The 24895-nt window shown below is 70.8% G+C and carries 25 protein-coding genes; 14 read left to right on the forward strand and 11 right to left on the reverse strand.

The genetic code is table 11. The features are described 5' to 3' along the window. Positions 1–87: 87 nt before the first annotated feature. The 3 genes from ACZ6NZ_RS09100 (at position 88) to ACZ6NZ_RS09110 (ending at position 4494) form a co-directional block, all read left to right on the forward strand. A complete protein-coding gene (locus ACZ6NZ_RS09100; RefSeq protein ID WP_465857266.1) occupies positions 88–1140 on the forward strand; it encodes a GDP-mannose 4,6-dehydratase in 1053 nt (350 codons plus the stop codon). 124 nt (positions 1141–1264) lie between these two features. Beyond that, complete coding sequence (locus ACZ6NZ_RS09105) at positions 1265–3652, forward strand: galactose-binding domain-containing protein (protein ID WP_465857268.1); 2388 nt, start codon at positions 1265–1267, stop codon at positions 3650–3652. Positions 3653–3747: 95 nt separating this feature from the next. Then, positions 3748–4494 (forward strand): DUF6193 family natural product biosynthesis protein, encoded by a 747-nt coding sequence (locus ACZ6NZ_RS09110; RefSeq protein ID WP_465857270.1) that lies wholly within the window; start codon positions 3748–3750, stop codon positions 4492–4494. A gap of 136 nt (positions 4495–4630) precedes the next feature. Here the strand turns inward: ACZ6NZ_RS09110 and ACZ6NZ_RS09115 are convergent, their stop codons facing one another. After that, a complete protein-coding gene (locus tag ACZ6NZ_RS09115) occupies positions 4631–5497 on the reverse strand; it encodes a metallophosphoesterase family protein (RefSeq protein ID WP_465857272.1) in 867 nt (288 codons plus the stop codon). Positions 5498–5636: 139 nt separating this feature from the next. Here ACZ6NZ_RS09115 and ACZ6NZ_RS09120 point away from each other — a divergent pair, with 139 nt between their 5' ends. After that, positions 5637–6488, forward strand: coding sequence for an alpha/beta fold hydrolase (locus ACZ6NZ_RS09120; protein ID WP_465857274.1), 852 nt, complete (start codon positions 5637–5639; stop codon positions 6486–6488). Positions 6489–6583: 95 nt separating this feature from the next. Here the strand turns inward: ACZ6NZ_RS09120 and ACZ6NZ_RS09125 are convergent, their stop codons facing one another. Genes ACZ6NZ_RS09125 through ACZ6NZ_RS09150 form a run of 6 tightly spaced genes read right to left on the reverse strand, consistent with a single transcriptional unit; the run spans position 6584 to position 12204 of the window. Beyond that, positions 6584–7600, reverse strand: coding sequence for a methyltransferase (locus tag ACZ6NZ_RS09125; protein WP_465857276.1), 1017 nt, complete (start codon positions 7598–7600; stop codon positions 6584–6586). Positions 7601–7642: 42 nt separating this feature from the next. Continuing rightward, positions 7643–8272: a hypothetical protein gene (locus ACZ6NZ_RS09130; RefSeq protein ID WP_465857278.1), complete on the reverse strand. Its 630-nt coding sequence runs from the start codon at positions 8270–8272 to the stop codon at positions 7643–7645. Next, positions 8269–9675, reverse strand: coding sequence for a selenium-binding family protein (locus ACZ6NZ_RS09135; RefSeq protein ID WP_465857280.1), 1407 nt, complete (start codon positions 9673–9675; stop codon positions 8269–8271). Before ACZ6NZ_RS09135 ends, ACZ6NZ_RS09130 begins: the two co-directional genes overlap by 4 nt. A gap of 14 nt (positions 9676–9689) precedes the next feature. Next, complete coding sequence (locus ACZ6NZ_RS09140) at positions 9690–10421, reverse strand: ABC transporter ATP-binding protein (protein ID WP_465857282.1); 732 nt, start codon at positions 10419–10421, stop codon at positions 9690–9692. Then, a complete protein-coding gene (locus tag ACZ6NZ_RS09145) occupies positions 10394–11227 on the reverse strand; it encodes an ABC transporter permease (protein WP_465857284.1) in 834 nt (277 codons plus the stop codon). Before ACZ6NZ_RS09145 ends, ACZ6NZ_RS09140 begins: the two co-directional genes overlap by 28 nt. Continuing rightward, positions 11224–12204: an aliphatic sulfonate ABC transporter substrate-binding protein gene (locus ACZ6NZ_RS09150; protein ID WP_465857286.1), complete on the reverse strand. Its 981-nt coding sequence runs from the start codon at positions 12202–12204 to the stop codon at positions 11224–11226. Before ACZ6NZ_RS09150 ends, ACZ6NZ_RS09145 begins: the two co-directional genes overlap by 4 nt. 176 nt (positions 12205–12380) lie before the next feature. On the opposite strand from ACZ6NZ_RS09150, the gene ACZ6NZ_RS09155 reads away from it, so the two are divergent. Then, the gene (locus tag ACZ6NZ_RS09155) at positions 12381–13556 is read left to right on the forward strand and encodes an LLM class flavin-dependent oxidoreductase (RefSeq protein ID WP_465857288.1); all 1176 of its coding nucleotides are present in this window, start codon (positions 12381–12383) and stop codon (positions 13554–13556) included. 34 nt (positions 13557–13590) lie between these two features. Here the strand turns inward: ACZ6NZ_RS09155 and ACZ6NZ_RS09160 are convergent, their stop codons facing one another. Further along, positions 13591–14136, reverse strand: a complete 546-nt coding sequence (locus ACZ6NZ_RS09160) for a GNAT family N-acetyltransferase (protein WP_465857290.1) — start codon at positions 14134–14136, stop codon at positions 13591–13593. Between the two features lie 95 nt (positions 14137–14231). Next, complete coding sequence (locus ACZ6NZ_RS09165; protein WP_465857292.1) at positions 14232–14585, reverse strand: hypothetical protein; 354 nt, start codon at positions 14583–14585, stop codon at positions 14232–14234. 311 nt (positions 14586–14896) lie between these two features. Between ACZ6NZ_RS09165 and ACZ6NZ_RS09170 the strand changes: the two genes are divergently transcribed. The 7 genes from ACZ6NZ_RS09170 (at position 14897) to ACZ6NZ_RS09200 (ending at position 21042) form a co-directional block, all read left to right on the forward strand. Next, positions 14897–15199, forward strand: a complete 303-nt coding sequence (locus tag ACZ6NZ_RS09170; protein WP_030335444.1) for an urease subunit gamma — start codon at positions 14897–14899, stop codon at positions 15197–15199. After that, positions 15196–15543 carry an urease subunit beta gene (locus ACZ6NZ_RS09175; RefSeq protein WP_465857294.1) on the forward strand — a complete coding sequence of 116 codons (348 nt, stop codon included), beginning with the start codon at positions 15196–15198 and terminating at the stop codon, positions 15541–15543. Before ACZ6NZ_RS09170 ends, ACZ6NZ_RS09175 begins: the two co-directional genes overlap by 4 nt. After that, positions 15540–17243 carry an urease subunit alpha gene (locus ACZ6NZ_RS09180; protein ID WP_465857296.1) on the forward strand — a complete coding sequence of 568 codons (1704 nt, stop codon included), beginning with the start codon at positions 15540–15542 and terminating at the stop codon, positions 17241–17243. The genes ACZ6NZ_RS09175 and ACZ6NZ_RS09180 overlap by 4 nt, the downstream gene beginning before the upstream one ends. After that, the gene (locus tag ACZ6NZ_RS09185; RefSeq protein ID WP_366606488.1) at positions 17243–17932 is read left to right on the forward strand and encodes an urease accessory protein UreF; all 690 of its coding nucleotides are present in this window, start codon (positions 17243–17245) and stop codon (positions 17930–17932) included. The genes ACZ6NZ_RS09180 and ACZ6NZ_RS09185 overlap by 1 nt, the downstream gene beginning before the upstream one ends. Continuing rightward, on the forward strand, positions 17922–18722 hold the full coding sequence (gene ureG / locus ACZ6NZ_RS09190; protein ID WP_465857299.1) for an urease accessory protein UreG: 801 nt from the start codon (positions 17922–17924) through the stop codon (positions 18720–18722). Before ACZ6NZ_RS09185 ends, ureG begins: the two co-directional genes overlap by 11 nt. Further along, positions 18722–19438: an urease accessory protein UreD gene (locus ACZ6NZ_RS09195; RefSeq protein ID WP_465857301.1), complete on the forward strand. Its 717-nt coding sequence runs from the start codon at positions 18722–18724 to the stop codon at positions 19436–19438. Before ureG ends, ACZ6NZ_RS09195 begins: the two co-directional genes overlap by 1 nt. A 656-nt stretch (positions 19439–20094) precedes the next feature. Beyond that, the gene (locus ACZ6NZ_RS09200; RefSeq protein ID WP_465857303.1) at positions 20095–21042 is read left to right on the forward strand and encodes a DUF6879 family protein; all 948 of its coding nucleotides are present in this window, start codon (positions 20095–20097) and stop codon (positions 21040–21042) included. 105 nt (positions 21043–21147) lie between these two features. Here ACZ6NZ_RS09200 and ACZ6NZ_RS09205 read toward each other — a convergent pair whose 3' ends face one another. After that, positions 21148–21927: an SCO2525 family SAM-dependent methyltransferase gene (locus tag ACZ6NZ_RS09205; protein ID WP_465857305.1), complete on the reverse strand. Its 780-nt coding sequence runs from the start codon at positions 21925–21927 to the stop codon at positions 21148–21150. Positions 21928–22083: 156 nt separating this feature from the next. Between ACZ6NZ_RS09205 and ACZ6NZ_RS09210 the strand changes: the two genes are divergently transcribed. Beyond that, positions 22084–22980 (forward strand): SCO2523 family variant P-loop protein, encoded by an 897-nt coding sequence (locus tag ACZ6NZ_RS09210; RefSeq protein WP_465857307.1) that lies wholly within the window; start codon positions 22084–22086, stop codon positions 22978–22980. Beyond that, a complete protein-coding gene (locus ACZ6NZ_RS09215) occupies positions 22977–23945 on the forward strand; it encodes an SCO2522 family protein (RefSeq protein WP_465857309.1) in 969 nt (322 codons plus the stop codon). The genes ACZ6NZ_RS09210 and ACZ6NZ_RS09215 overlap by 4 nt, the downstream gene beginning before the upstream one ends. Here ACZ6NZ_RS09215 and ACZ6NZ_RS09220 read toward each other — a convergent pair. Next, entirely contained in the window at positions 23924–24868 is a 945-nt protein-coding gene (locus tag ACZ6NZ_RS09220; protein WP_465857311.1) for an SCO2521 family protein, read from the reverse strand. The genes ACZ6NZ_RS09215 and ACZ6NZ_RS09220 overlap by 22 nt on opposite strands. Between the last annotated feature and the right edge of the window lie 27 nt (positions 24869–24895).

A 24895-nucleotide genomic window follows, 5' to 3' on the forward strand; every position in this document is an offset into this window, starting at 1 on the left:
CTTTCGTGGGTAATTCATGGGTTACGGTCGTGCCGGTCGTCCGTTGCCACTGAGGGCCGACAACCCCGTCGTTCCAAGGAGTTCCACATGGACCAGCCAGTTGTTGCCGTCGGTGTCGACCCGCCGACAGACCTGATCCCCGGACGCGTGCTGGTGACCGGAGGGGCCGGCTTCATCGGCAGCCACGTGGTCGCCCGGCTGATGTTGATGGGCAGTCAGGTCCGGGTACTCGACAACTTCTCCACCGGCCGGATCGAGAACCTGGCCGATGCCGCGTACGGCGGACTGACCGAGGCCGACGTCGTCTCGGGAGACATCCGTACGCCGGAGGGTGTCGAGGCCATCCACCAGTGGCAGCCGGACGTGGTGGTGCACCTCGCCGCGCAGCCCAGCGTTCCCGCGGCCCGTCGGTCGCCCCTGTACGACGCCGACGTGAACGTCTTCGGCACCGTCAACGTGCTGGACGCCTGCGCACGTGCGGGCGTACGGCTGGTGATCAACGCCTCCAGCAGCGCCATCTTCGGCAGCGTCGCCGCCCACGATCTGCCGGTCCGGGAGGATCATCCGATCGCCCCGGTGAGCCCGTACGGCGTCAGCAAGGCCGCCGGCACCCACTACCTCGACTGGTACGGGCGTCAGCACGGCCTGCCGTACACCTCGATGGTGTTCGGCAATGTCTACGGACCCCGGCAGGAGGGCAGCGACTGCGGCGTGGTCTCCCTGATGGCCGACGCGCTGCTCGGTGGCCGGCAGGTGGTGATCTACGACGACGGTACGCAGACCCGGGACTTCATCCATGTCAGCGACGTCGCCGAGGCGATCGCCGTCGCCTGTCACCACCCCGGGGTGGGTCTGGTCAACATCGCCTCGGGTCGGCAGACGAGCGTCAACGAGGTCTACGACACGGTCCGGGAGGCGTCCGGCGTCGGTAGCGCGGCCCGGTACGAGCCACTGCCCTGGCCGGGCGAGGTGCGCAACATGGCGTTGGACACCCGGAAGGCGCGCGAGCTGCTCGGGTGGTACCCGAAGATCAGCTTTACCGAGGGCGTACGGATGACAGTGCGTGACGCCCGTCGCCGCCAAGCCGGCAGCCAGATCCTGTCCCCGGTGCGAGCGTTGGAGCGCGCCGTCAGCCACTAAGGGCTCAGCGCGTAATTCCCTTCATCTGATCGATATTTTCATCGAACAGTCTAACTCTTGCGGGTCGGCATCCACTGCTGCCACGATGGCCGTCAATGCCTTCCGTCCCGAAGGAGTGGTCGTCATGGCGGTCTCCCGCCGTAGGTTCGTCACATCGGTACTGGCCGGGTCCGCCCTCGCCACCGCCTCCACCACCGAGCTGCTCACCAGCCTGTCCAGCCCCGCGCACGCCGCCAGTCCCCCCGGGGACGTGGTCGGCAAGGTGACCGTCGGCTACCAGGGCTGGTTCAGCGCGCCCGGCGACGGGGCACCGATCGGCGGCTGGTGGCACTGGAGCCGTGACCGGTTCCAGCCGCCCTCACCCGCCAACACCACGATCGTCTCCTGGCCGGACATGCGCGAGTACACCCGCACCTACCCCACCGCGTACCCCAACCTGGGCAACGGTCAGCCGGCCACCCTCTTCTCCTCCTACGACCAGCAGACGGTCGACACCCACTTCCGGTGGATGCAGGAGAACGGCTGCGACACCGCCGCCCTGCAACGGTTCAACCCGATGGGCGACGAGGGCCCGACCCGCGACGCGATGACCCAGAAGGTGCGCTCCGCCGCCGAGCGCTACAACCGCAAGTTCTACATCATGTACGACGTCACCGACTGGCTGACCTTCCAATCGGAGATCAAGACCGACTGGACGACGAAGATGGCCGCGTACACCGCGTCGTCGGCGTACGCCCGGCAGAACGGCAAGCCGGTCGTCTGCATCTGGGGCTTCGGCTTCAGCGAGCCCAGCCGCCCCTTCACCCCCGGGCCCTGCCTGGAGGTCATCAACTGGTTCAAGGCCCAGGGCTGCTACGTCATCGGTGGCGTGCCCACCTGGTGGCGGCAGGGCATCGAGGACTCCCGCCCCGGCTTCCTCGACGTCTACCACGCGTTCCACGCGATCTCACCGTGGATGGTCTACCGGGCCAGGACCGTGGAGGAGCTGGACTCGTACTACAACAACGTCAACGTCGGCGACATGGCCGACTGCGCGGCGCGCGGCATCGACTACCTGCCCTGCGTGATGCCCGGCGATCTCGCCGGGGGCCACCGCAAACACGGCGACTTCTACTGGCGGCACATCTACAACATGGTCCGGCTCGGCTCCCAGGGCCTCTACGTGTCCATGTTCGACGAGTACAACGAGGGCAACCAGATCGCCAAGACGTCCGAGACCCAGGCCACCACCCCGGCCGGCGCGAACATCCGTGCCCTCGACGAGGACGGCGTGGCCTGCTCCTCCGACTACTACCTGCGGATCACCGCGGACGGCGGCCGGATGCTCAAGGGGCAACTCGCGCTCACCCCGGTCCGCCCCACCCCGCCGATGGTCGGCACCCCGCCCCCCACCGGCGGTGACCTCGCGGCCGGCCGGTCCACCTCGGCCAGCAGCCAGAACGGCCCGTTCCCGGCGTCGAACGCGGTGGACTCCGACGCCGGCAGCTACTGGGAGAGCGGCGGCGGCGCCTTCCCACACTGGTGGCAGGTCGACCTCGGCGCCAGCCACCAGGTCAACAAGCTCGTCGTACGGCTGCCCGCCGGCTGGGGCGCGCGCACCCAGACCATCACCGTGCAGGGCAGCGTCAACGGCAGCACCTTCTCGACCATCGCGGCGGCCTCCGCGTTCACCTTCGACCCGGCGACCGGCAACACCGTCACCCGCACGCTCACGACCACCACGGCCCGCTACGTCCGGCTGAGCATCGCCGGCAACACCGGCTGGCCGGCGGGCCAGCTCGCCAAGGTCGAGGTGTACGCGGGCAGCACCACCCCGGACAACCCGCCGACCGCCCCGAGCGGCCTCGCGGTCACCGGCAAGACGTCGACGAGCGTGTCACTGGCCTGGACGGCCTCCACCGACGACACCGGGGTCACCGGTTACCAGGTACGCCAGGGCGGCACCGTCGTCGCCACCGTCACGGGCACCACGGCGACGGTGAGCGGGCTCAGCCCGTCCACCGCGTACACCTTCACTGTCGTCGCCCGCGACGCCGCCGGCAACACCTCCAGCGCGTCCTCGGCTGTCACCGTGACCACTGACGCGGCGGCCAACGCGGACCTGGCCCGGGGCCGGTCCACGTCGGAGAGCAGTCACGTGCAGAGCTACGGGTCGGGCAACGTGGTCGACGGTGACGCGAACAGTTACTGGGAGAGCAACAACAACGCGTTCCCGCAGTGGGTGCAGGTCGACCTGGGCGCGACGCGCACGGTCGGGCGGGTGGTGCTGAAGCTGCCGCCGTCGTCGGCGTGGGGTGCTCGGACGCAGACACTGTCCGTGCAGGGCAGCACTGACGGGAGCAGCTTCGGCACGCTCGTCGGTTCGGCGGGGCGGGTCTTCGACCCGGCCAGCGGCAATCAGGTGTCGCTCACCTTCAGCGCTGCTCAGGCGCGTTACGTGCGGATCACCGTCACGGGCAACACCGGCTGGCCCGCCGGCCAGTTGTCGACAGTGGAGGTCTACGCCAGCTGACGGGTTCGGGCGGCCGCCGGGGGAGCGGCGGCCGCCCGAGCCGGAGCAGCACACCTCAGTCCTGTGCGTCAGTTCGTTTGGCAGAATTGTGAGCCGTGCCGACCTACCCCGATCCGGTTGCCCTGTATCCGGAGGTTGCCGCCGAGGGCAGCCTTGCGGCGGCGTTGCGAGCCGTCGCCGTTCGAGAAGGGCTGTCCATTCCCGCGTCGGCTACGGCGTCCGGTTCGTGGCATGACGCTGTCGTTCCGGCCATCCTCCCGCACCGCAAAGAGTTGAGGGTGTCTGCCAGCCACGTGGAGCGACGGTGGTTCATCCGCGGTTGCGAGCGTGACCAGGGTCTGGCCCTGATTGAAGGGGACACGGTTTACCTCGCTCAGGTGGTGCGAGTCGCGCAGGCGTGGCATGACGGAGTGCCCCTGACCGAGATCCACCAGGCTGCGTCATTCGTGAAACTGACCGGACGGTTCGAGGTCCCAGATCGTGACCCGGCGGGGCTGGTCGAGTCGGAGTGGCGGCACCTGCGTACGGAGGCAGCGGAGGTGGACTGGCCCGAGTACCACGCGCTCATCGAGGCCGCGTACGCCGAGCCGAGGCTGCGGCGGCTCTACCCCTTCACCAGCCACTGGTCTCTGCGATTCTCCACCAGCACCCGGCCCAGCCTCTCCCGCGATGTCCTGGTGTGTCTGCATCCCAGGCGGGGCAGGGACTACATCGTCACGATGGGCTTCACGGGACAGGAACTCGGCGAGACCACCACAGCGGCACAGGCCGTGTCATTGGCTGCGCTCAACCTGCCCGCCGATCTCGACGCGGTGAGGTACGGCGCAGCCGGGCCGAGCTAGTACCTGTCCTTCGACGGTCGGGTCGAGTTCCGTAGATCTTGGACACTTTCCGTTCAGAAATGACGGAATCTGTCCAAGATCTCGCGTTATGCGGACGGCGCGAGCCGGAGTTGGCAGTCGACAGGCGGTCTCCAGCTCACCGGTTGACGGACGAGCGCCGGCGTACGTCGTCCGCCGGGTTGATGGTGCGCACCGGGGCGGGCACCGACCCCCGGGGCTGCCACTCGCGGGGGTAGCCAAGGGAGACCTCCTCGAAACGCACCCCGTCGTGGAACGTGGTGCGGGGGATGTGCAGGTGCCCGTACACGACGGTGGCCGCGCCGAAGCGCAGGTGCCAGTCGCTGGTGCGGACGGTGCCGCACCACTGGGCGAAGACCGGGTAGCGCAGGACGTCGGTGGGTTCGCGCACCAGCGGGTAGTGGTTGACCAGCACCGTCGGCAGCGCCGGGTCGCGTTCGGCCAGCCGGTCTTCGGTCTCGGCGACCCGGGCCGCGCACCACGCCTCCCGGCTCGGGTACGGGTCGGGGTGCAGCAGCGCCTCGTCGGTGCAGACCACCCCGGCCTGGTACGCCAGGGCCAGTGACTCCTGCTGGGTGCGCGCCTGGGGCACCCGGAACGTGTAGTCGTAGAGCAGGAAGAGCGGGGCGATGGTGGCGGGGCCGCCGTCGCCGTCCCACACCGGGTACGGATCCTCCGGGGTGACCACCCCCAACCGCTGGCACATCCGCACCAGCGCGCGGTAGCGCTCCTCGCCGCGCAGCGTGACCGGGTCGCGCGGTGGCGTCCACAGCTCGTGGTTGCCCGGCGCCCAGACGACCCGGGCGAACCGGCTGCTCAGCAGCCCGAGCGCCCACTCGATGTCGGCGAACCGGTCGGCGACGTCCCCGGCGACGAGCAGCCAGTCGCCGGCATTGTCCGGGTGCAGCTCCTGGACGAACGCGCGGTTCTGCGGGTGCCCGACGTGCAGGTCACTGACGGCCCGCAGCCGGGGCGGAAGTTTCACCCCCCGAGATTAGGACGGTGGATGAGGGTCGGGGAACCCCTGTTCCTGCTGTTCGGCCCGGTCTGACGGGCCGCATATCCGCCGGCCGGGCGGGAAAGCGCGGGGCGTCCGACAGCCCAAACCGGAGCAGGAGTGAAACATGCCTTTCATTACCGTGGGGACGGAAAACTCCGCGCCCATCGACCTGTACTACGAGGACCACGGTTCCGGTAAGCCGGTGGTGCTCATCCACGGCTTCCCGTTCAACGGTGCGACCTGGGAGAAGGAGACCACCGCGCTGCTCAACGCCGGATACCGGACGATCACCATTGATCGGCGCGGTTACGGTAACTCCGCCCAGCCGGCGTTCGGGTACGACTACAACACGTTCGCGGCGGACCTGGACGTGTTGATGACCGAGCTGAACCTGAACGAGGTGACCCTGATCGGTCACTCGATGGGCACCGGCGAGGTGGTCCGCTACCTGGGTAACTACGGTTCGCAACGGGTGAGCCGCGCCGTGCTGCTCAGCCCGCTGCAACCGATGCTGGCCAAGGCGAGCGACAACCCGGAGGGTGTCGACCGGGGCCTCTTCAAGGGCTTCCAGGACGCCATCATCAAGGACCGCTTCGCCTACCTGACGTCCTTCTGTGACGCGTTCTTCAACCCGGACCAGAACATGGGTAAGCGGGTCAGCGAGGAGGCGTACCGGGCGCACTGGCAGATCGGTGCGATGGCCTCCGGCAAGGCCACCCACGACAGCGTGGACGCCTGGCAGGAAGACTTCCGCCCGGATCTGCCGAAGATCAACATTCCGGTGTTGATCGTCCAGGGTGACCAGGACCGGGTGCTTCCCTACCCGGTGACCGGCCAGCGGCTCGCGCCGATGATGCCGACCGCCCAGCTCATCACGCTCAAGGGCGCGCCGCACGGCATCCCGTGGACCCACGCCGACGAGGTCAACAAGGCGATCATGGACTTCATGAAGCAGCCGGCCAAGGCTCGCGCCTGACCCGTACCGGTAGCCGATCGGACGCCAGCGCCAACCGGCGCTGCGACACCCGGCCCGCGGTTTCGCACCCGGGGCCGGGTGTCGTCCGTCCGCGTTCAGGCCCGGCGGGCCACCACCGCGCCGTTGGCGCCCGGCGCGTCGAACGGCACCGTACGCACGTCGACGAAGCCGGCGTCGGTGAGCCAGGTCGCGTACTCGGCGCCCGAGTAGTTCCGGCCACCCTCGGTCTCGACCAGCATGTTCATCCCCATCAGGGCCGCCTCCGGCGGCCCGGTGCGCTCGTCGTTGAGCAGCAGTTCGCAGACCACGATCGCGCCACCGGGCGGCAACGCCGCGTGGCACCGGGCCAGCAGCGCCCGGTTCGTCGGCTCGTCCCAGTCGTGCAGGATCATGCTGAGCAGGATGACGTCGTGCCCGCCCGGCAGCGCCGGGTCGGCGAGGAAGTCACCGGCCACCGCGTCGATCCGCCCGGTCAGGCCGGCCTCCGCGATCCGCTCCCGGGCCCGCACGCAGACGTGCGGCAGATCCAGGACGGTGGCCCGCAGGTCGGGCAGGTGGCGGCAGAACTCGATCGGGAACGCGCCGGCACCGCCGCCCACGTCGAGCAGCCGGCGGTGCGCGGAGAAGTCGTACGCGTCGGCCAGCGCGCTGGCGGTGAAGCTGGACGTGGAGAACATCGCGTCCCAGAACTGCGCCAGCATCTCCGGATCGGCGGTGTCGAACATCGACTGTTGGGCCTCCGGGTCCCAGGTCAATGGCCGATCCGTGCGCAGGGCCTCGCCGATGCGGTGCCACGGCAGGTAGGTGCGCAGGTCCGAGTAGCGAACCTGTGCGCCGAAGTAGTAAGGGCGGCCCTCGACCAGGAACTGCTCGGCCAACTCCGAGTTGCGGTAACCGTCGCCCGCCTTCTCCAGCAGGCCGAGTGACGCGCTTGCGGCCAGCAGCAGATCCGCGGGCCGGTCGGGCAACCCGAACTCGGCGGCGGCCTGCTCGACGGTCATCGTCCGCCCGCCGGCCAACCGGGTGAACAGACCGAGCTCGACGCCGGCCGCGAGGGTCTTGAACCCCCACACACCGGCCACCAGCTGCATGAGGGGAGTGGGAGTGATCACCACGACATGAGATCACACATCACATGTTTCCAACATGGACGGTCAGGCCCGGATCAGCGTCACCAACCCCGCGGCCACCAGCACCCCGGCCCAGAGCCGGTCCACGTTGAACCAGGCCCGACGCAGCACACCGACCCCGAGCACCTGGTAGACCAGCAGCGCTACGGCCAGAGCGACGCCGAACATGGCCACGGTGTGCACCCCGGCCGCCGTGAGGCCGGACAGCGCGCCGACCGGCGCGGTGGCCAGGTGCCCGGAGTGACCCCCGGACACCGGCTCGGCCACCAGCACCGGCACCAGCATGAGCCCCGCCCCGTGCGCCGACGACATGAGGAACGACCAGGCGGCGAGCTGTGCTGCCGACAGCCGCATCCCCGCCCACCGGAAGTGCCGCTCGGAGAGCAGCCGCCACAGCCCGAAGGCCACCAGCACCACACCGCCGACCACCGCGAGGGTGCTGCTCGCCGTCACCGATCGGGTCGCGGTGACCAGCGCGGCGACGATGGCCACCGAGGCGAGATGCCCCGCCGCGATCGGCGGTAGGGCGTGCAGCAGCGCCAGCCGGCTGCGTTCCTGAAGGCCCCGAGCCACGGCGAACAGCCACCCCATCGCCGGGTTCAGACCATGGAACGCGCCGAGCGCGGCGAGCGTCGCGAGGGTGGTGACGGTCACGGATAGCAGTACGAGTCGGAGGAGGCGTCCCCGCCCTGCAACCGCGTCTGGTGCACCCGCAGGCCCCGGAACTCCTCCCCGTGCGGAAAGAACCGCTCATCCGGGGCGAGCCCGCCGGCGTCCACGTCGACGTCGAGCTTGGCCAGCCAGGCACCCACCCCGTCGGGGTAGAACTGGTCGTCCCACGCGCCGTAGAGCGAGTTGCTGACGTAGACCCGTCGGCCGTCCCGGCTGACCTCCACCATCTGCGGGCCACCCGCGAGGGCCTCGTCGGGTGCGGACGGGTGCGCGGTGCGGCGGACGATCCCGCCGAGGTGCACCGAGCCCGTCTGGACCGGGTGCAGCGGGTCGCTGACGTCGTACTGACGCAGTTCCCCGGTGCCCCAGCAGGAGACGTAGAGGAACCTGTCGTCGACTGACAGGTCGATGTCGGTCACCAGCGGCGGCACCGCCCCGAACGGCTTGAGCAGGTCGGGCAGGTGCGCGGGGTCGGACGGCTCGGCCGGGATGTCGATGACCCTGGTGACCGCCCAGGCGTCCCCGTCGCGGTGCCAGAGCCAGATCGAGGCGGACAGGTCCTCGACGCTGATCACCACGCCGACGAAACCGTACGACTTCGTCGGATCGTGCGCCGGCCGCAGCTCCAGCGGCATCTGGTACTGGTCGCCGAGATCGACCCGTTGCACGTGCCGGCGTTTCGCCAGATCCCAGAAGTGAATGGCGTGCCCGTAGCGTCGACCCAACAGCAGCTCACCGATAATGCCGTCCTCGATCATCGGCGGGGTGCCCCACTCGCTGGTGACCAGCACGTCCTGGGTCAGGTGCCACCACACGTCGTACGCCAGGAACTGCGGCCCCCGGTCGGCCTCCCACGCCCCGCGGACCTCGAACGTGGTGTGGTCGAGGATGGCGATGCCACCGGGGCCCTCCTCGCCGTCCGCGCCGCCGAGCGCGGAGAGGTAGATGCCGTCCGGGCCGCAGTGCACGGTGTGCGGCCGTGAGTACCCGGCCCGCTTCGCCAGCTCGTCGGCCCCGATCACCTTGACGACCTGCGGCTGGCGCGGATCCGGCTGGGTGTCGAGCACGTGGATGCGCGACGACCGCAGGCCGGGGACGATCAGGTAGCGCCGCTCGACGTGCGGGTGCGGGGCGGTCGGGCAGAGCGCGCTGCTGCACGCGTTCCAGCCGAAGTGGTGCAGCTCGTCACCCACGTACGGCAGGTCGGTCCAGCCGACGACCCGGCCGTAGTCGGGGGAGTCGGGGTCGGTGTCCAGCACCACGATGGCGTCCGGACGGGTGGCCGTCCGGTCGAAGGCCGCCACGTAGGCGAGCTTCTCCGCCGGTGCGGTGACCGCCTCGCGGGGCGAGGGGTAGAACGTGGGGTCGGGGGTCCAGCGGGTCATCGCAGCTCCGCTCGTCAGGTGATGGGAACGCCGAGTCGGTCGAGCAGGTGGCGGCGCAGCGCGCCGAAGGCCGGGTCGTCCGGCGTGCGGGTGGGGCCGAGATCGACGGGCAGTTCCGCGGCGATGCGGCCCTCGTCGAGGAGCAGGATCCGGTCGGCGAGCAGCAACGCCTCCTCCACGTCGTGGGTGACCAGCAGGGCGGCGAAGCCGTGCTCGGCGCGCAGCCGGCGCAGCAGAATCTGCATCCGCAGGCGGGTCAGCGCGTCCAGGGCGCCGAACGGCTCGTCGAGCAGCAGCAGGTCCGGCTCGCGGACCAGGGCCCGCGCCACCGCCACCCGCTGCGCCTGCCCGCCGGACAACTCCGCCGGCCAGGCGCGGTCCCGGTCGGCGAGACCGACCTCGGCCAGCGCCCGCCGGATCCGCCCCGGGCCGTCCGCGCCGGACAGGCCGAGCCCCACGTTCTCCGCCACGCGTTTCCATGGCAGCAACCGGTGCTCCTGGAAGACCACCGCGGCGGTCCCGTGCACGACGCTCGTGCCGCTGGCCTCGCCGTCCAGTCCGGCGAGAATCCTCAGCAGCGTGCTCTTGCCGGACCCGCTGCCGCCCAGCAGGGCCACCACCTCGCCGCGGGCGATGGTCAGGTCGACACCGGCCAGCACGACCGTCGGCCCGAACGCCCGGCGCACCGCGTGCGCGGTGAGCACCGGCTCGGTGCCGTTCAGGTGGCCCGCAGTCCGCGACGCCATGTCAACATCCTCCTCTCCAAAACGCGCAACGCAAGGTCGGATATCAGCCCGAGCAGCGCGTAGACGAGCAGGCCGAGCACCACCACGTCGGTCTGGCTGAACTCCCGCGCCTCCATCATCAGAAAGCCGATCCCGGTCTGGGCGTTGACCTGCTCGCCGACGACCAGGCTGAGCCAGGCCGCCCCGATCGCCAGTCGCAGACCGAGGAAGAGCGAGGGCAACGCGCCGGGCAGCACCACGTGTCGCAGTCGGGCGGCCTGTCCCAGACCGCAGGTGCGGGCCGCCTCCACCAGCCGCTCGTCGATGTCCCGGATGCCGGCGTAGGTGTTGAAGTAGATGGGGAAGAACGCGCCCAGAGCCACCAGGCTGATCTTGAGTGATTCACCGATGCCGACCCAGATGATCAGCAACGGGACCAGCCCGAGGTGCGGCAGCATCCGGGCCATCTGCACCGGCGGGTCGACCAGGTCGTCACCGAGCCGCAGCAGCCCGGCCACGGTGCCCAGGGCCAGGGCCAGGAGACCGCCGATCAGCAGGCCGGCCCCGGCCCGGGTCAGGGAGTCCAGCAGGTGGATTCCGAGCGTCCCGTCCCGGCTCAGCCGCGCGCCGGTGGCCAGCACGTCGCTGGGCCCGGGCAGCTTCTCGGCCGCCAGCAGCCCGGTCCGTGCGGCCAACTCCCACCCCAGGACCAGCACCACCGGGCTCACCACCCGCCGCCAGCGCCGGGCCGACCGCTGACGACGGGGTACGACAGGTGCCGCTGCGGCGACCTCTTCGGGCGTCTCGACGAGCGTCGCCCGACTCACTGGAACACCTCGTTGAACCGGCCGTCGACCCGGGATCGGAGGTCGACCGGCCCCGGGATGAGTTCCAGGGCGATGAAGCTGTCGGTGATCGCCTGAAGTTCGTCGCCGATGGCCGGGGTCACCGGGGCGAGGGGCTTGGCGCTGCGGGCCAGGGCCCGGCTGGTGACGTCCTGAGGGATCTTCAGCTCCGGCGCGAGGGTGCTGGCGCGCTCCTCGGGGTGGGCGATGCCCCAGTCGGTCACCTCGCGGTAGCGCTGGAGGAAAGCGCGGATCTCGTCCGTCCGCTTGTCGACCGCCCGGGGCGAGGCCAGGACGTACTCGCGGTTGCTGGCCAGCCCGGTCGCGTCGGCGAGCACCTGGACCCCCGGTTGCTCGGCCAGCGCGAAGTACGGGTCCCAGATCACCCAGGCGTCGATCTGCCCGCCGTCGAACGCGGGCCGCCCCTCGGCGGGCTTGAGGTACTTGACCTGGATGTCCTTCAACGTCATGTTGTTCGCCTCCAGCAGCCGCACCAGCAGCCAGTGCACGTTGGACCCCTTGTTGAGGGCCACCGTCCGGCCCTTGAGGTCGGCGAAGCTGCGGTAGCCCCGGTCGGCCTTGACCAGCACGGCCTCCCCCTGCGGAATCGGTGCCGAGGTGCCGATGACGGAGAACGGGATCTTCCCGGCGGCGGCGAAGACCGGCGGGGCCTCGCCGACCTGTCCGATGTCGATGGAACCGGCCTTGAGCGCCTCGGTGAGCGCGGGACCGCTCTCGAACAGTGACCACTCCACATCCGGCGCGGCGCCGCGCGCCTTGACCAGGCTCAGCCCGCCGAAGCGCTGGTAGCCGATCCGGAGCTTCTGCCCGTTGCCGCCGTCCGCGTCGGCGGACCCGCCGCACGCGCTTACCGCCACGGTGGCGAGCAGCGCCACCGTGGTGATCGCCGCCGTCAGGAGGCGGCGGTGCGGGGGACGACTCGTCGACGGGGTGGGCATGGCGGCTCCTCAGGTCGGGGCAGGCGGACGTCGGCGCATCGACAGGTGTCGGCGTCGGCAGTAGCCTACTAACCCGATAGGTTTTATGGGTAGGCTGTCGGCGGGATCGTCCCACCCCTCAGGAGGTGCCCGCCTCGCCGCGTGCGCCGACCGCCCCCGCTGGAGGAAAGAGCCCGATGACCCTCACCTTCCACTGGTTCCTGCCCACCAACGGCGACAGCCGGGACATCGTCGGCGGCGGCCACGGCGTACCGACCGGTGCCGCCGGAGGCGCTCGCCCGGCCAGCGTGGCGTACCTCGGGCAGATCGCCCGCAGCGCCGAGCAACTCGGCTTCGTCGGCGCCCTCACCCCCACCGGCGCCTGGTGCGAGGACGCCTGGCTCAGCACCGCGATGCTCACCGAGGTGACCGAGCGGCTCAAGTTCCTGGTCGCCTTCCGGCCCGGCCTGCTGGCCCCCACGCTGGCCGCCCAGATGGCCTCGACCTTTCAACGGCTGTCCCGGGGCCGGCTGCTGCTCAACGTGGTCACCGGCGGCGAGTCACCGGAGCAGCGGGCCTACGGCGACTTCCTGGACAAGGACGCCCGGTACGCGCGGGCCGACGAGTTCCTGCACGTGGTGCGCGCGCTGTGGCGCGGCGAGACCGTCGATTACGACGGCACCCACGTCCGCGTGGAACAGGCGCGGCTGCACCGACCGCCCGACCCGGTGCCGCCGGTCTACTTCGGTGGGTCCTCGGCCGCCGCACTTCCGGTGGCGGTGCGGCACAGCGACGTCTACCTCACCTGGGGCGAGCCGCCGGCCCTGGTCGCCGACAAGCTGGAGCGGGTCCGGGCGCTGGCCGCCCGCGCCGGGCGGGAGTTGCGCTTCGGCATCCGGTTGCACGTCATCGTGCGGGACACCGCCGAGCAGGCCTGGGCGCAGGCCCAGCGGCTGCTCGACGGGGTGTCCGAGGCCGACATCCGGGCCGTGCAGGAGGGACTGCGCCGCAGCGAGTCCGAGGGGCAGCGCCGCATGCTCGACCTCAACGGTGGCTCCCGCGACGGCCTGGAGGTCGCCCCCAACCTGTGGGCGGGAGTCGGGCTGGTCCGCGGTGGGGCGGGCACCGCGCTGGTGGGCAGCCACGCCGAGGTCGCCGACCGGATCGCCGAATACCACGCGCTCGGCATCGACGAGTTCATCCTCTCCGGCTATCCGCACCTGGAGGAGGCGTACTGGTTCGGGGAGGGCGTGCTGCCGATCCTGCGCGAGCGTGGGCTGTGGCGGCACCCCGACGGCCAGCCAGGGACCGGCCACCACGCCGACGTCCCCTTCGCCGGCGTGCCAGCGCCGCAACCCGCCGCGGCCCGCTGACCGGCCGGTCAGCCGCAACCGGCGCCACGGCCGCTTACAGGTCCATCGCGTAGACCCGGACCTGGCGGCTGGTGTCCGGCTGCACCGTCTCGCGCTCCAGCGACATGCCCAGCTTGACCATCACCCGCGCGGACGCCTCGTTGCCGACGACGTGGATGCTGACCAGCCGCCGCAGGTCGAGCGTGGCACGAGTATGGGCGACAACGGCCTGGGCCGCCTCCGTGGCCAGGCCCCGACCCCAGTACGCGCGGCCGAGCCGCCAGCCGATCTCCACGGCCGGCATGATCTCGGGCAGGAAGGTCGGCGTCCCCAGTCCGGTGAAACCGGCCAGCTCGCCGGTCTCTCTGATCTCCACCGCGTACAGGCCGAAGCCGTGCTCGTCCCAGTGCCGCTGATAGGTAGCCAACCGCTCCGCGGACGCGGCCCGGTCCAGGGGGCGGCCGTCATGGATGTAGCGCATCACCTCGGGCTGCGCGTTGACCGCGGCGAACCCGTCGAGATCATCGCTTCGCCAACGGCGCAACAGCAGCCGCGGAGTCCTGAGGGACGTGGCAGCAAGGGAGCTTGTCGGGTCGGGCACGTCCCCTTCGTAGCATTTCGGCGCCCATCGGGCGATCGCTTATCTCGGGGCGGGTCGGCTGGCCATCCGCCGGCCGACCCGCCGCCCGGCGAGACTCACCACGGTGCTGCCGGCCGCCATCCCGAGCAGCACCAGAACCCCGCCGACCACCCACAACCCGCTGTCGTCGGTCGACGCGGCCCGCCACGACCAGCCGCCGTGAACGCCACGGTCATCACCGGCGCCACCAGCCACGGGCTGAGCCGCGCTCCGGCGAGCACGGCCAGCAGCACGAGCGTCAACACGCAGCCAATCACCTGCCACGGCTCGTACGGGCCGCTGCTCGCGCCGGTCTGCGCGTCGACCGTGTACTCGGTGTCCCAGCCCAGCCAGAGGATCCACGTCCCGACCGTGGCCGCCGCCAGGAACAGAACACCGAGCAGTACGCGGGTATCCCTCGTCGCCGTCATCCAGTGATCATCCCTCGCTCGCCGCCGCACCGGAACACAGACCGGCACCCGGCTCGATCCCCAGTGGACTGTTGCCTCGGTCGGTGGCGATCCTCTACGGTCTGGTCAGCGGTGGGCGGTGCGGTCCGCATCCGACCCGACACCGCCGGTTGCCCGTCGTGCGGGCCGGGATGGTGGAGTCCCGGGTCGACCCGTCGGCGGTGACCCGGCGGTCGTGTGACTCCAGCTCGTACCCCGGGTGTTGCTGCCCGGCGCGGCTCCCTGCGGAGCCGTCGGCGAGCCGGGGCACGCCGACCCACCGGGAGAGCCCCGTGTTCCTAAGCCCGCACGAGCAGGATCGCCTGCTCGTCCACGTCGCGGCCGATGTCGCCCGCGCCCGCCGCGAACGCGGCCTGCGCCTCAACTACCCCGAAGCCGTCGCCGTGATCACCGCGTTCCTCCTCGAAGGGGCCCGCGACGGGCGGTCGGTGGTCGACCTGATGTCGGCCGGCCGGGCGGTGCTGGGCCGCGACGACGTCCAGGACGGCATCCCCGAGCTGCTGAGGGAGGTGCAGGTGGAGGCGACGTTCCCGGACGGCACCAAGCTCGTGACGGTGCACCACCCGATCCCGTGATCCCCGGGGAGATCCTGCCGGCGGCCGACCCGGTCGAGATCAACGTGGGTCGTCCGGTGACCACGGTGCTCGTGGTCAACACCGCCGACCGTCCGGTACAGGTCGGCTCGCACTACCACTTCGCCGAAGCCAACCCGGCGCTGTCGTTCGACCGTGGCGCGGCCTGGGGGCAGCGGCTCGCCGTTCCGGCCGGCACCTCCGTCCGGTTCGAGCCGGGCGTCAACCGCAGCGTCGAACTCGTACCCCTCGGCGGCGCACGCGTCGTGCCGGGCCTGCGCGCAGAGTGCGCGGGACCGCTGGACCCCTCGCCGCACTCGGTCACGACCGACGGGTCGCCGCAGTGAGCGCCGTGCGGCGGGACCGCTACATCGACCTGTACGGGCCGACGACCGGTGACCGGATCCGACTGGCCGACACGAACCTGCTGATCGAAGTGGAGACCGACCACTGCGTGGGCGGCGACGAGGCGGTCTTCGGCGGCGGGAAGGTGATCCGCGAGTCGATGGGGCAGTCCCGGGCGACCCGCGCCGAGGGGGCACTGGACACCGTCATCACCGGCGCGGTGGTGCTCGACCACTGGGGCGTGGTCAAGGCCGACGTGGGGCTGCGCGACGGGCGCATCGTGGCGCTCGGCCGGGCCGGCAACCCGGACACCATGCCCGGTGTGCACCCCGACCTGGTGATCGGCCCGTCGACCGAGGTGATCGCGGGCAACGGGCGGATCCTCACCGCCGGCGCGGTCGACACCCACGTGCACTTCATCTGCCCGCAGATCGTCACCGAGGCGCTGGCCAGTGGCATCACCACGATGGTCGGCGGCGGCACCGGGCCGGCCGAGGGGACCCGCGCGACAACTGTCACCCCGAACGCCTGGCACCTGGCCCGGATGCACGAGGCGCTGGACACCATGCCGGTCAACGTGCTGCTGCTCGGCAAGGGCAACACCGTCTCCAGCGAGGCGCTGTGGGAGCAGTTGCGGGCCGGTGCGGGCGGTTTCAAGCTGCACGAGGACTGGGGCACCACACCAGCGGCGATCGACGCCTGCCTGCGGGTGGCGGACGCGTCCGGGGTCCAGGTGTCGATTCACACCGACACGCTCAACGAGGCCGGATTCGTCGCCGACACCCTGCGGGCGATCGGTGGACGGGCGATCCACTCGTACCACACCGAGGGAGCCGGTGGCGGGCACGCACCGGACATCATCACCGTGGCCAGCGAACCGAACGTGCTGCCGTCGTCGACCAACCCGACCCGGCCGTACACCGCGAACACCCTGGCCGAGCACCTGGACATGCTGATGGTCTGCCACCATCTGAACCCGTCCGTGCCGGAGGACCTCGCCTTCGCCGAGAGCCGGATCCGACCGTCCACGATGGCCGCCGAGGACCTGCTGCACGACCTCGGCGCCATCTCGATCATCGGCTCCGACGCGCAGGCCATGGGTCGGGTCGGTGAGGTGATCATGCGGACCTGGCAGAGCGCCCACGTGATGAAGGACCGGGTCGGCGCCCTACCGGGTGACGGGCCCGCCGACAATCACCGGGCCCGACGGTACGTCGCGAAATACACCATCTGCGCGGCGATGGCCAACGGCCTGGAACAGGAGATCGGCTCGGTCGAACCGGGCAAGCTCGCCGACCTGGTGCTCTGGGACCCGGCGTTCTTCGGGGTCCGGCCACACCTGGTGCTCAAGGGCGGCATGATCGCGTACGCCCAGATGGGCGACGCCAACGCCTCGATCCCGACACCGCAGCCGATGCTGCCGAGGCCGATGTTCGGGGCGTACGGCGCGGCGGCGGCCGCCACCAGCCTGGCCTTCGTGGCCCCGGCGGCCCTGGACGCCGGGCTCCGCCTGAACGTGCGTCGCCGGGTGGTGCCGGTCAACGACGTACGGTCGCGGGGCAAGGCCGACCTGCCGGAGAACAACGCGATGCCGCGCATCGAGGTGGACCCGGACACCTTCACGGTGCGCATCGACGGGCAGGTGGTGGAGCCGGACCCGGTGACCCGGCTGCCGATGGCCCAGCGGTACTTCCTGTTCTGATGGCGACGCCGAGCCTGCTGTTGCTGTTGGCCGACGGACGCTTCCCGGCCGGGGCGCACGCGCACTCCGGTGGTCTGGAGGCGGCCGTCGCCGCCGGCCGGGTCACCGACCTGGCCTCGTTGGAGGCGTTCCTGACCGGACGATTGGCCACCGCCGGTCTGGTCGGCGCGGCGTTCGCCGCAGCCGCACACCGGGCGGCGGTGGCCGAGACCGCCGCCCGGTCGGACGCGCTGGCTCGGCTCGACGCGGAGTTGGACGCGCGTACCGCCGCACCGGCGTTGCGGGCGGTCTCGCGTCGACAGGGCCGGGCGCTGCTGCGGGCCGGTCGGGCCATCTGGTCCGACGCCCCGTTCGCCGACCTGCCCGCGACGCCCGGCGGCGCACACCAGCCGCTGGTACTCGGGCTGCTCTGCGCCGCAGCCGGGATGTCCCGCGTCGAGACCGCCACGATCGCCGCGTACGGAACGCTGACCGGGGCGGCCAGCGCCGGCGTACGTCTGCTCGGACTCGACCCGTACCGGGTCCAAGCGCTGCTGGTCGGCCTGGCCGACGCCTGCGACGGAACGGCCGCCGACGCGGCGCGTGCCGCCGATGATCCACCGGAGCGGCTGCCCGCCGCCGCCGCCCCACTCGCCGACATCCATGCCGAGATCCATGCCACCTGGGAGGTGCGTCTCTTTGCGTCCTGACACCGTTGTGCCGAGCGCTGTGCCCGCCATCGAACCGATCACGCCGCCGCCGGGCACGCCGACGGCGGCCAGCCCACCCCACGACGAGACCATTCCGCACACCCATCCGGAGCCGGGGGTGGACCCCCATCCGCCGTTGGCCCGTGCCGGCCGTGCCCTGCGGGTCGGCATCGGCGGCCCGGTAGGTTCCGGAAAGACGGCCCTGGTGGCCGCGCTCTGCCGTGCCTTCGCCGACGAGTTGCGGCTCGGCGTGGTGACCAACGACATCTACACGACCGAGGACGCCGACTTTCTCCGGCGGGCCGGGGTGCTGGACCCGGCGCGGATCCGCGCGGTCGAGACCGGCTGCTGCCCGCACACGGCGATCCGCGACGACATCGGCGCCAACCTCGACGCCGTCGACGAACTGGCCGAGGCGGTCGGCCCGTTGGACCTCGTCCTCGTCGAGAGCGGTGGGGACAATCTGACGGCGACCTTCAGTCGGGGATTGGTCGACCGACAGATCTTCGTGGTCGACGTGGCGGGCGGGGACAAGGTCCCCCGCAAGGGCGGCCCGGGGGTCACCGCCGCCGACCTCCTCGTCATCAACAAGACCGACCTGGCCCCGATGGTGGGCGCCGATCTCGCCGTCATGGATCGTGACGCGCGGGCCCGGCGCGGGGACCTCCCGACCCTCTTCCTGTCCATCGTGGGGAACCCCACCGCGACGTCGGTCGCGGACTGGATCCGGCACGAGTTGGCCCACCACGCCGCCCTGCACCCGCTCGCCGTACCGGCGGAAACGGCCTGATGCGAGCGCTCGCCCGGCTGGTCGCCCGGGCCGACGGGCGGGGTGGCACGACCCTTGTCGAGTTGCACGGCGAAACGCCGTTGCTGCTGCGCCAGACCCCGACCGACGGTGGTGTCGCCACTGTTCACCTCGTCGGCGGGGCGGCCGGGCCGCTGGCCGGCGACGATCTGCGCCTGGAGATCGAGGTCGGGCCGGGCGCGGCCGTACGGGTGCACAGCGTCGCCGCGTCGATCGCCCTACCGGGCCGTGTGGGTGCCGTCTCACGGATGGCGGTGCGGGCGGTGGTGCGCGCCGGGGCCACGCTGCACTGGCTTCCGGAACAGTTGGTAGCGGCGGCTGGTTGCGCGCACCTCGCCGAGTCCCGGATCGAGTTGGCCGCCGGCGCGAGCCTGCGGTGGCGCGACGAGCTGATCTGCGGACGGTACGGCGAGGCACCCGGCTGCGCCGTCGTGCACACCCAGGTCGACTACGCGGGTCGACCACTGCTGCGGCAGTCGCTCGCGGTGGGACCGCACGCGCCGGGCTGGGCCGGCCCGGCGGTGCTCGGCGGCGCCCCGGCCACGGGATCGCTTCTGGTGGTCGACCCGTCGCAACCCGCCGAACCTCCATCGGCCGAGGGCAGTGTCGCCCGGCTGCCGTTGGCCGGCGGCCCGGCGACCCTGTGGACGGCCACCGCTCCCGACGCGCACACCCTGCGCGCCCACCTCACCAGCTAAGGGCCTGTGTCAGAGTCCTCGGCCGAGCCGAGGTGGAGTCCCGGACGTCGCCTGGGCCCGCCGTAGGCCGGCCAGGGGCCTTGACGCATGCCTGAGAGGCCCAGTCGGTCCGCCTGCCCCGGGGCCGTTCTGGAGGCGGACTCTGCGGAGGGCGTGATGTCGGTGAGTCATCACGATGACTCACCGACATCACGCCCTCCGGCGGGTGGCCGCGGGTGGCCGGGCAGCGTTCGCGGGACCAGGGGCACCTATGGTCGACGGCGCCCTACCTGAGCGGATTGCCGCGGCGCGGTGGTAGCCCGCACGAGCGCGGCTGAGGCGCCGCTCGGGGGCACCGCTGCCGCGCTGGCGTCTGTCGGAAGTCGTCAACAAGCACGTCTCGCGATCTGGGTCGGCATGGTGCCGTCGACCGCCGGCCTTTCGCTGGTGGAGCCGCTCGTCGCAACTCGATCGACCGATCGACAAGAAGCCGTCCGAGATTGTGAAGATCGATTTTCCAGGGCCGCGCTGAGACATGGATGAGGCGGTGACTACTAGTCAAACCAGTGGTTGCACTCCCGCAAGCAATGCGCTGCAATTTACGTGTGGTGGCGGACGAACAGGAACGACGGGGCTCTCGTACGGGCGTCGGCGCACCGAGCGATGAGGCGGCAACCGTGGTCGCCGCGCCGTCCAGCGTCACGCGCAAGATGGCCGTCACCACAGCGACGGGTGCTGCCACCTTCTTAATCACCAATGCGTTGAAGCAGCCAATGGTGACGAGCATCACTCTGTCCATTCTCATCGGTGGAATCACACTACTGGTGCGTTTCCTCGTGGACTTCGAGCGGCGGTTGGCCGTTGTGGAGGCCTCCTCACGCAACGGTCAGGTGCGCATGGAGAGGCTGGTTGGTGACGCCTTTGCGAAGATCAATGACGCGACCCGGTTGTTCGGGTCGATCGAGGCGTCAGCCGTGCAGACCGACCTGGTGACCCAGTTCGTGCAGAATTCGACCGGGATCAGCCCCGATGCGCCTCCGCTGATCTACAACTTCGTGCGTACCCAGATCCGCGACATGTCCGACTTCATCAAGGAGATGGCGGAGGGCGGCGACGTCACCTACTACGGCGAGGACCGCGACTGGCTGCTGGGGCTGACCCGGCACGTGTGCGAGTCGATCGACGTGGTCAGCCTCGCCTCGGTGGACGGTGGGCTCTGGCGTAGTGAGTTCGGCCAGCGCTATCTGGATGCGCAACGGCAGGCGGTCGAGGAGAACAACGCCCGCATCCGGCGGATCTTCATCGTGGACGACCGCAAGGACCTGGCACATCCGGACATGCAGCGCGCCTGCCGGCAGCAGGAGGAGTTCGGCATTCAGGTGCGGGTGCTCGACCGGGAACGAACCCCGCCCGTGCTGCGGCCGCAGGTCGTCGACTTCATCGTCTTCGACGAAGTGTTGTCCTACGAGACCACCCCGGCCTCCTCGCTGGTCAACGACGACATGCCGGTCATCGCGGAGACGCGCCTGGTGCTGCGCACGCCCCGGGTGATGGAGCGGGTGCAGGTCTTCCGGGCGCTCTGGGCCGCGGCCTACCCCATCGGCGAGGAAGGACCGCCGCAGTAGGTGCAGGCGGCCCGGCCGGCTGGGCAGCTCTCGACCGGCCGCGGCATCCGGGGGCGCGGTGATGGGTTGGCGCGGCCTGCTCTCCCGGGATTCCGCAGACGAGCTCTAGCTCTTCGTCGAGGCGCCCCGCGAATGTCCGAGCGCGAGGACCATGCCGACGTTCGGGCACAAGGGGTGCTCGGAGTCGATCGGGACCACCTTGACGTCGGTGGCCAGCGGCTGCAGTGTCTGCTCGACGATCACCGCGTCGACCGGAACGGCCGGAAAGCGCACGCCGTTGACGTCGTAACCGTCGGAGTCGGTCATGAAGGCCGCCGCGAACGGCGCGTCGGGCCGCAGGGCGCGGCTGAAGCAGCGTACGGCTCGGTTGAACTCGTCACGGTCGGCCGACAGGGAACACGCAACGAAGAACATGGTGCCGATGTCCCATCGCTGCTCTGGCAGGTCGAAGATGCTGCCCTGCGTGACCGTCGCCTTTGCCCGAAACTCCGCGAGCGGGCGACGGCCGCGCATCGCCGTGGCGTAGCGGTCGCGCTCGCCGTAGAGCTGCCAGAATTCGTCCCACCCGTGATCGAAGCGCCGCCACCAACTCTGCTGGGACCGCAGCCACCGGACGTTGGCCGGCGAGTGCTCGACGAGGTCGACATGGTCGCAGAGAGGAATCATGGCGAAGGCGGGATAGAGGTTGGCGCCGGCCCCCACGTCGAGGCCGCGGGCGGGCCGCGAGGACAGGTTCGCTGTGGCGAAGAAGTCTCTGGTGGCACGGACGATCTGAAGGTCGTCGGGACGCACTGAACGGTAGTTGCGAGCGTGATAGGCGCGTGGCTGGAACGCGTTCCAGTCGACGTCGTTGTTTCGGGTCGGCATTGGCTGCACCTCGTACACCTCGGCCTCCAAAGCACCGGTCCGTTCCAGAGAACCACGACAAGGCGCAGTCGTAGCTCGAACGCCACAGACTTCGTGCAATTCGCAGGAGCGGACATTCACCACTGCCGTTGGGGCAGTGTGGCCGGGTTAGCCTGTGCCGGGGAAGGGGTGACTGTGTTCATCTTCGCAACCTCCGGCAAGGGCGGGGCCGGCCGCTCGGTGGTCGGCGCCAATGTGGCCTATCGCAGCGCCCTGACCGGGCGGGACACGTGCTACCTCGATTTGAGCTTCGCGTCGCCAACCGCCGGCACCGTCCTCGACGTGCCCGCTGTCGCGGGTGGCACGTCGCGTGGGGGGATACAGTCGTACCTGCTCTCCGAGACCAGTGAGCCCGAGCGTGTCGACGTGTGGACCGGATCTGACCACAGGGCCCTGCGCCGTCGACCGCCGGGCGCTGGTCAGCTCGTCCTGCTCCCCGGTGACCGCAGCGGTTCGGAGTTCGCCACCACGCCCACGATCGTTGATCGGTGCGCCTCACTGCTCCTGCATCTCGACGAGGAGTTCCAGGTGGTGATCGTCGATCTGAGTGCGGGCCGTTCGTTCGCCGTCGACATGGTCCTGACCGCCACGGCGATGCCGGTGGTCCGCGAGGTCCCGGCGCGGTGGCTCGTGTTCCACAAGTGGACCCGCGACCACGTGGCGGCCGCCACCGACCTCGTCCACGGCGATCACGGCCTGCTCAGGGTGGCTCGCGAGCGCGGCCACGACGCCGGGGCCTTCGAGGAGGGTCTGCACTTCGTACGGACCGCGGTGGTCGATCCGTACTCCGAGGTGGCGCCACTCGGCCAGGCGCAGGCCGAGTTCCTGCGGGCCTGTGACCGTGATCTGACAAGGCTCGCCGGCGGCATGGGCGCCGATCGGACGACCGTGCCGTTCGACGCACTGCTGCACGCGCGTGAGCAGTTGATCTGCGACGACGACCAGCACGAGCGGAAGCTCGCCGGAGCCGGCACTGTCGCCTCTTTCGAGCGGCTCCTGATGATCGTGGTCGACGGCGAGGAGGCCGGATGATGGGTGTGGATGTCACGTTCGCCGAGGCGACGGCCGGGCGGCGTACGGAGTCCGTTCCGCTCTCGCACCTGTCCGTTGAGGTGGGTCATCTGTACGCGGAAGGCTTCGTTCCCGACGACGGCGAGATGCTGCGGCATCTCGCTCGGAGCGAGCCGTGGCTCCGGGCGGCGGGCGAGTCCTGCCGCCGCCGTTTACCGCCCCGTGTCCGACCCCGTGTCAGCACCTGCATCCTCGTCGACGACTACGGGGACGAGATCCCGCCGCCGGACGAGGTGATCAAGCAGCTGAACTTCGCCTGCGAGCAGACGGGAGTCGTCATCGACTACCTCGCTCGCGAATCAGCGTGCGCCGAGGCGGACGGGGTCAGGCTCGCCCGGCTCGTCGCCGACCGCCTGGTGCCCGACCCGGCTCCACGGGTCACCGGCGCCGGCTCGGTGACCGCCGAGACAGGCTGGCTCTGCAACGGACGGCGCTCTCCGGACGAGATCCGGTCGGCCATGCGCCCGCCCGTGGCCTGGGCGCCGCCCGTGGAGAGCGGCGCCCCACGGCACAGCATCTTCGTCGACGTCGAGCTGTGGTCGCAGGACGCCGGGGTGCCGACGTGGTCGTGCGCCCTGTTGGCCTCGGTCTGGCAGTTGGTGCGGCTCGGGCTGCTGCGCCGCCACGGCGCCGTGGTGGCCCGTCCGCAGCGGTTCGATCCGGCCGCGACGCTGCCGCCCGACTGGACCACGATGCCATCGGTTCTGCAGCTCAACCCCGACGCCGAACCGTTCGCCGCCTATCAGACGTGCTCGGTGCTCCGGTCGCAGTTGCTGCCGGTGGAGCACGCGGTGCGGACGATTCTGAGCCAGATCGCCGTGGACGCTGACCTCTTGGACGAATTACGACACCGGAGTGCGGCGGAGCACATCGAGCTGCCGGAGCGGATCGTGGATCGGATCGCCTACATCTTCGTCAACGACTGAACGGCGGCCGCGGCGGCGAGCTGGTCGCGGATCCACTGCACGCAGGCCGTCCACTGGCGGGTGAGGCCCGCCTGCCGATCCAGCTCTTGCGCCAGGGCACTCATCGAGGCGGGTACCCGGGCACCGGGCATCCACAGGCGCGTGAGGTGTTCGACGAGCAGGCTGAGCCGCTGGACCCGGACCGGCGGCGGCCACGAGGCGGCGGCGAGGTCGTCCACCACCGAGGACACCGTGGTCACCAGCCAGTCGTGCAGGGCCAGATCCTCGCAGAGGAGCCGGGCCGCGACCGGGTCGTGGCGGCCCAGCGTCACCTCAAGGGTGCGTGCCTGCCCGACCCCGACCGTGAAGCTCGCCCGGTCGTCCACCGATGACCGGTCGTCCGTCGTGACCGACCAGCGCAGGGTCGTGCGCGGGGCCCGTAGCGGTGGCCGCCGGTCGAGCAGGTCGCCACGCTGCACCCGGCCGAGCAGCTGCATCGCCACGGCATCCAGGTCAAGGCTCGTTGGCGGAATTTCAGAGCGGCCAGCGCCGCCGCGCAGGTGCCCGTCGACCACGGCCGGCGCACTCACCTTGCCGATCGCGTCCAGCTGCCCGGGCCGGCCGAGGTAGCTGTGCCACGGCAGGCGAGTGCTGGTTGCGGCCCGTTGCAGTCGGGCATCCACGGAGGACTGCACGATGCGGCCACCGGTGAGGATCGCCCGGCCGATGATGGTGCCGACGACCCGTGCGCGACGTCCGGTGCCGCTGGGCGCGTCACAGTCGACGCCGGTGAGAATCTCGGACGAGGTCGTGCAGGCCACCGGTCGGCGAACCGACACCACCGCTGCGCCCTCGACAATGTCGAGGAGTTCGGCCGCGCGGTCGACCGACAGCGCCCCGGAGTGCTGCACAAGACCGGTGTGGACCGCGCCGAAAGCCAGCATGTGTCCATTGTGCCGCTCGATTGGACC

The sequence above is a fragment of the Micromonospora sp. NPDC047756 genome (assembly GCF_055587245.1).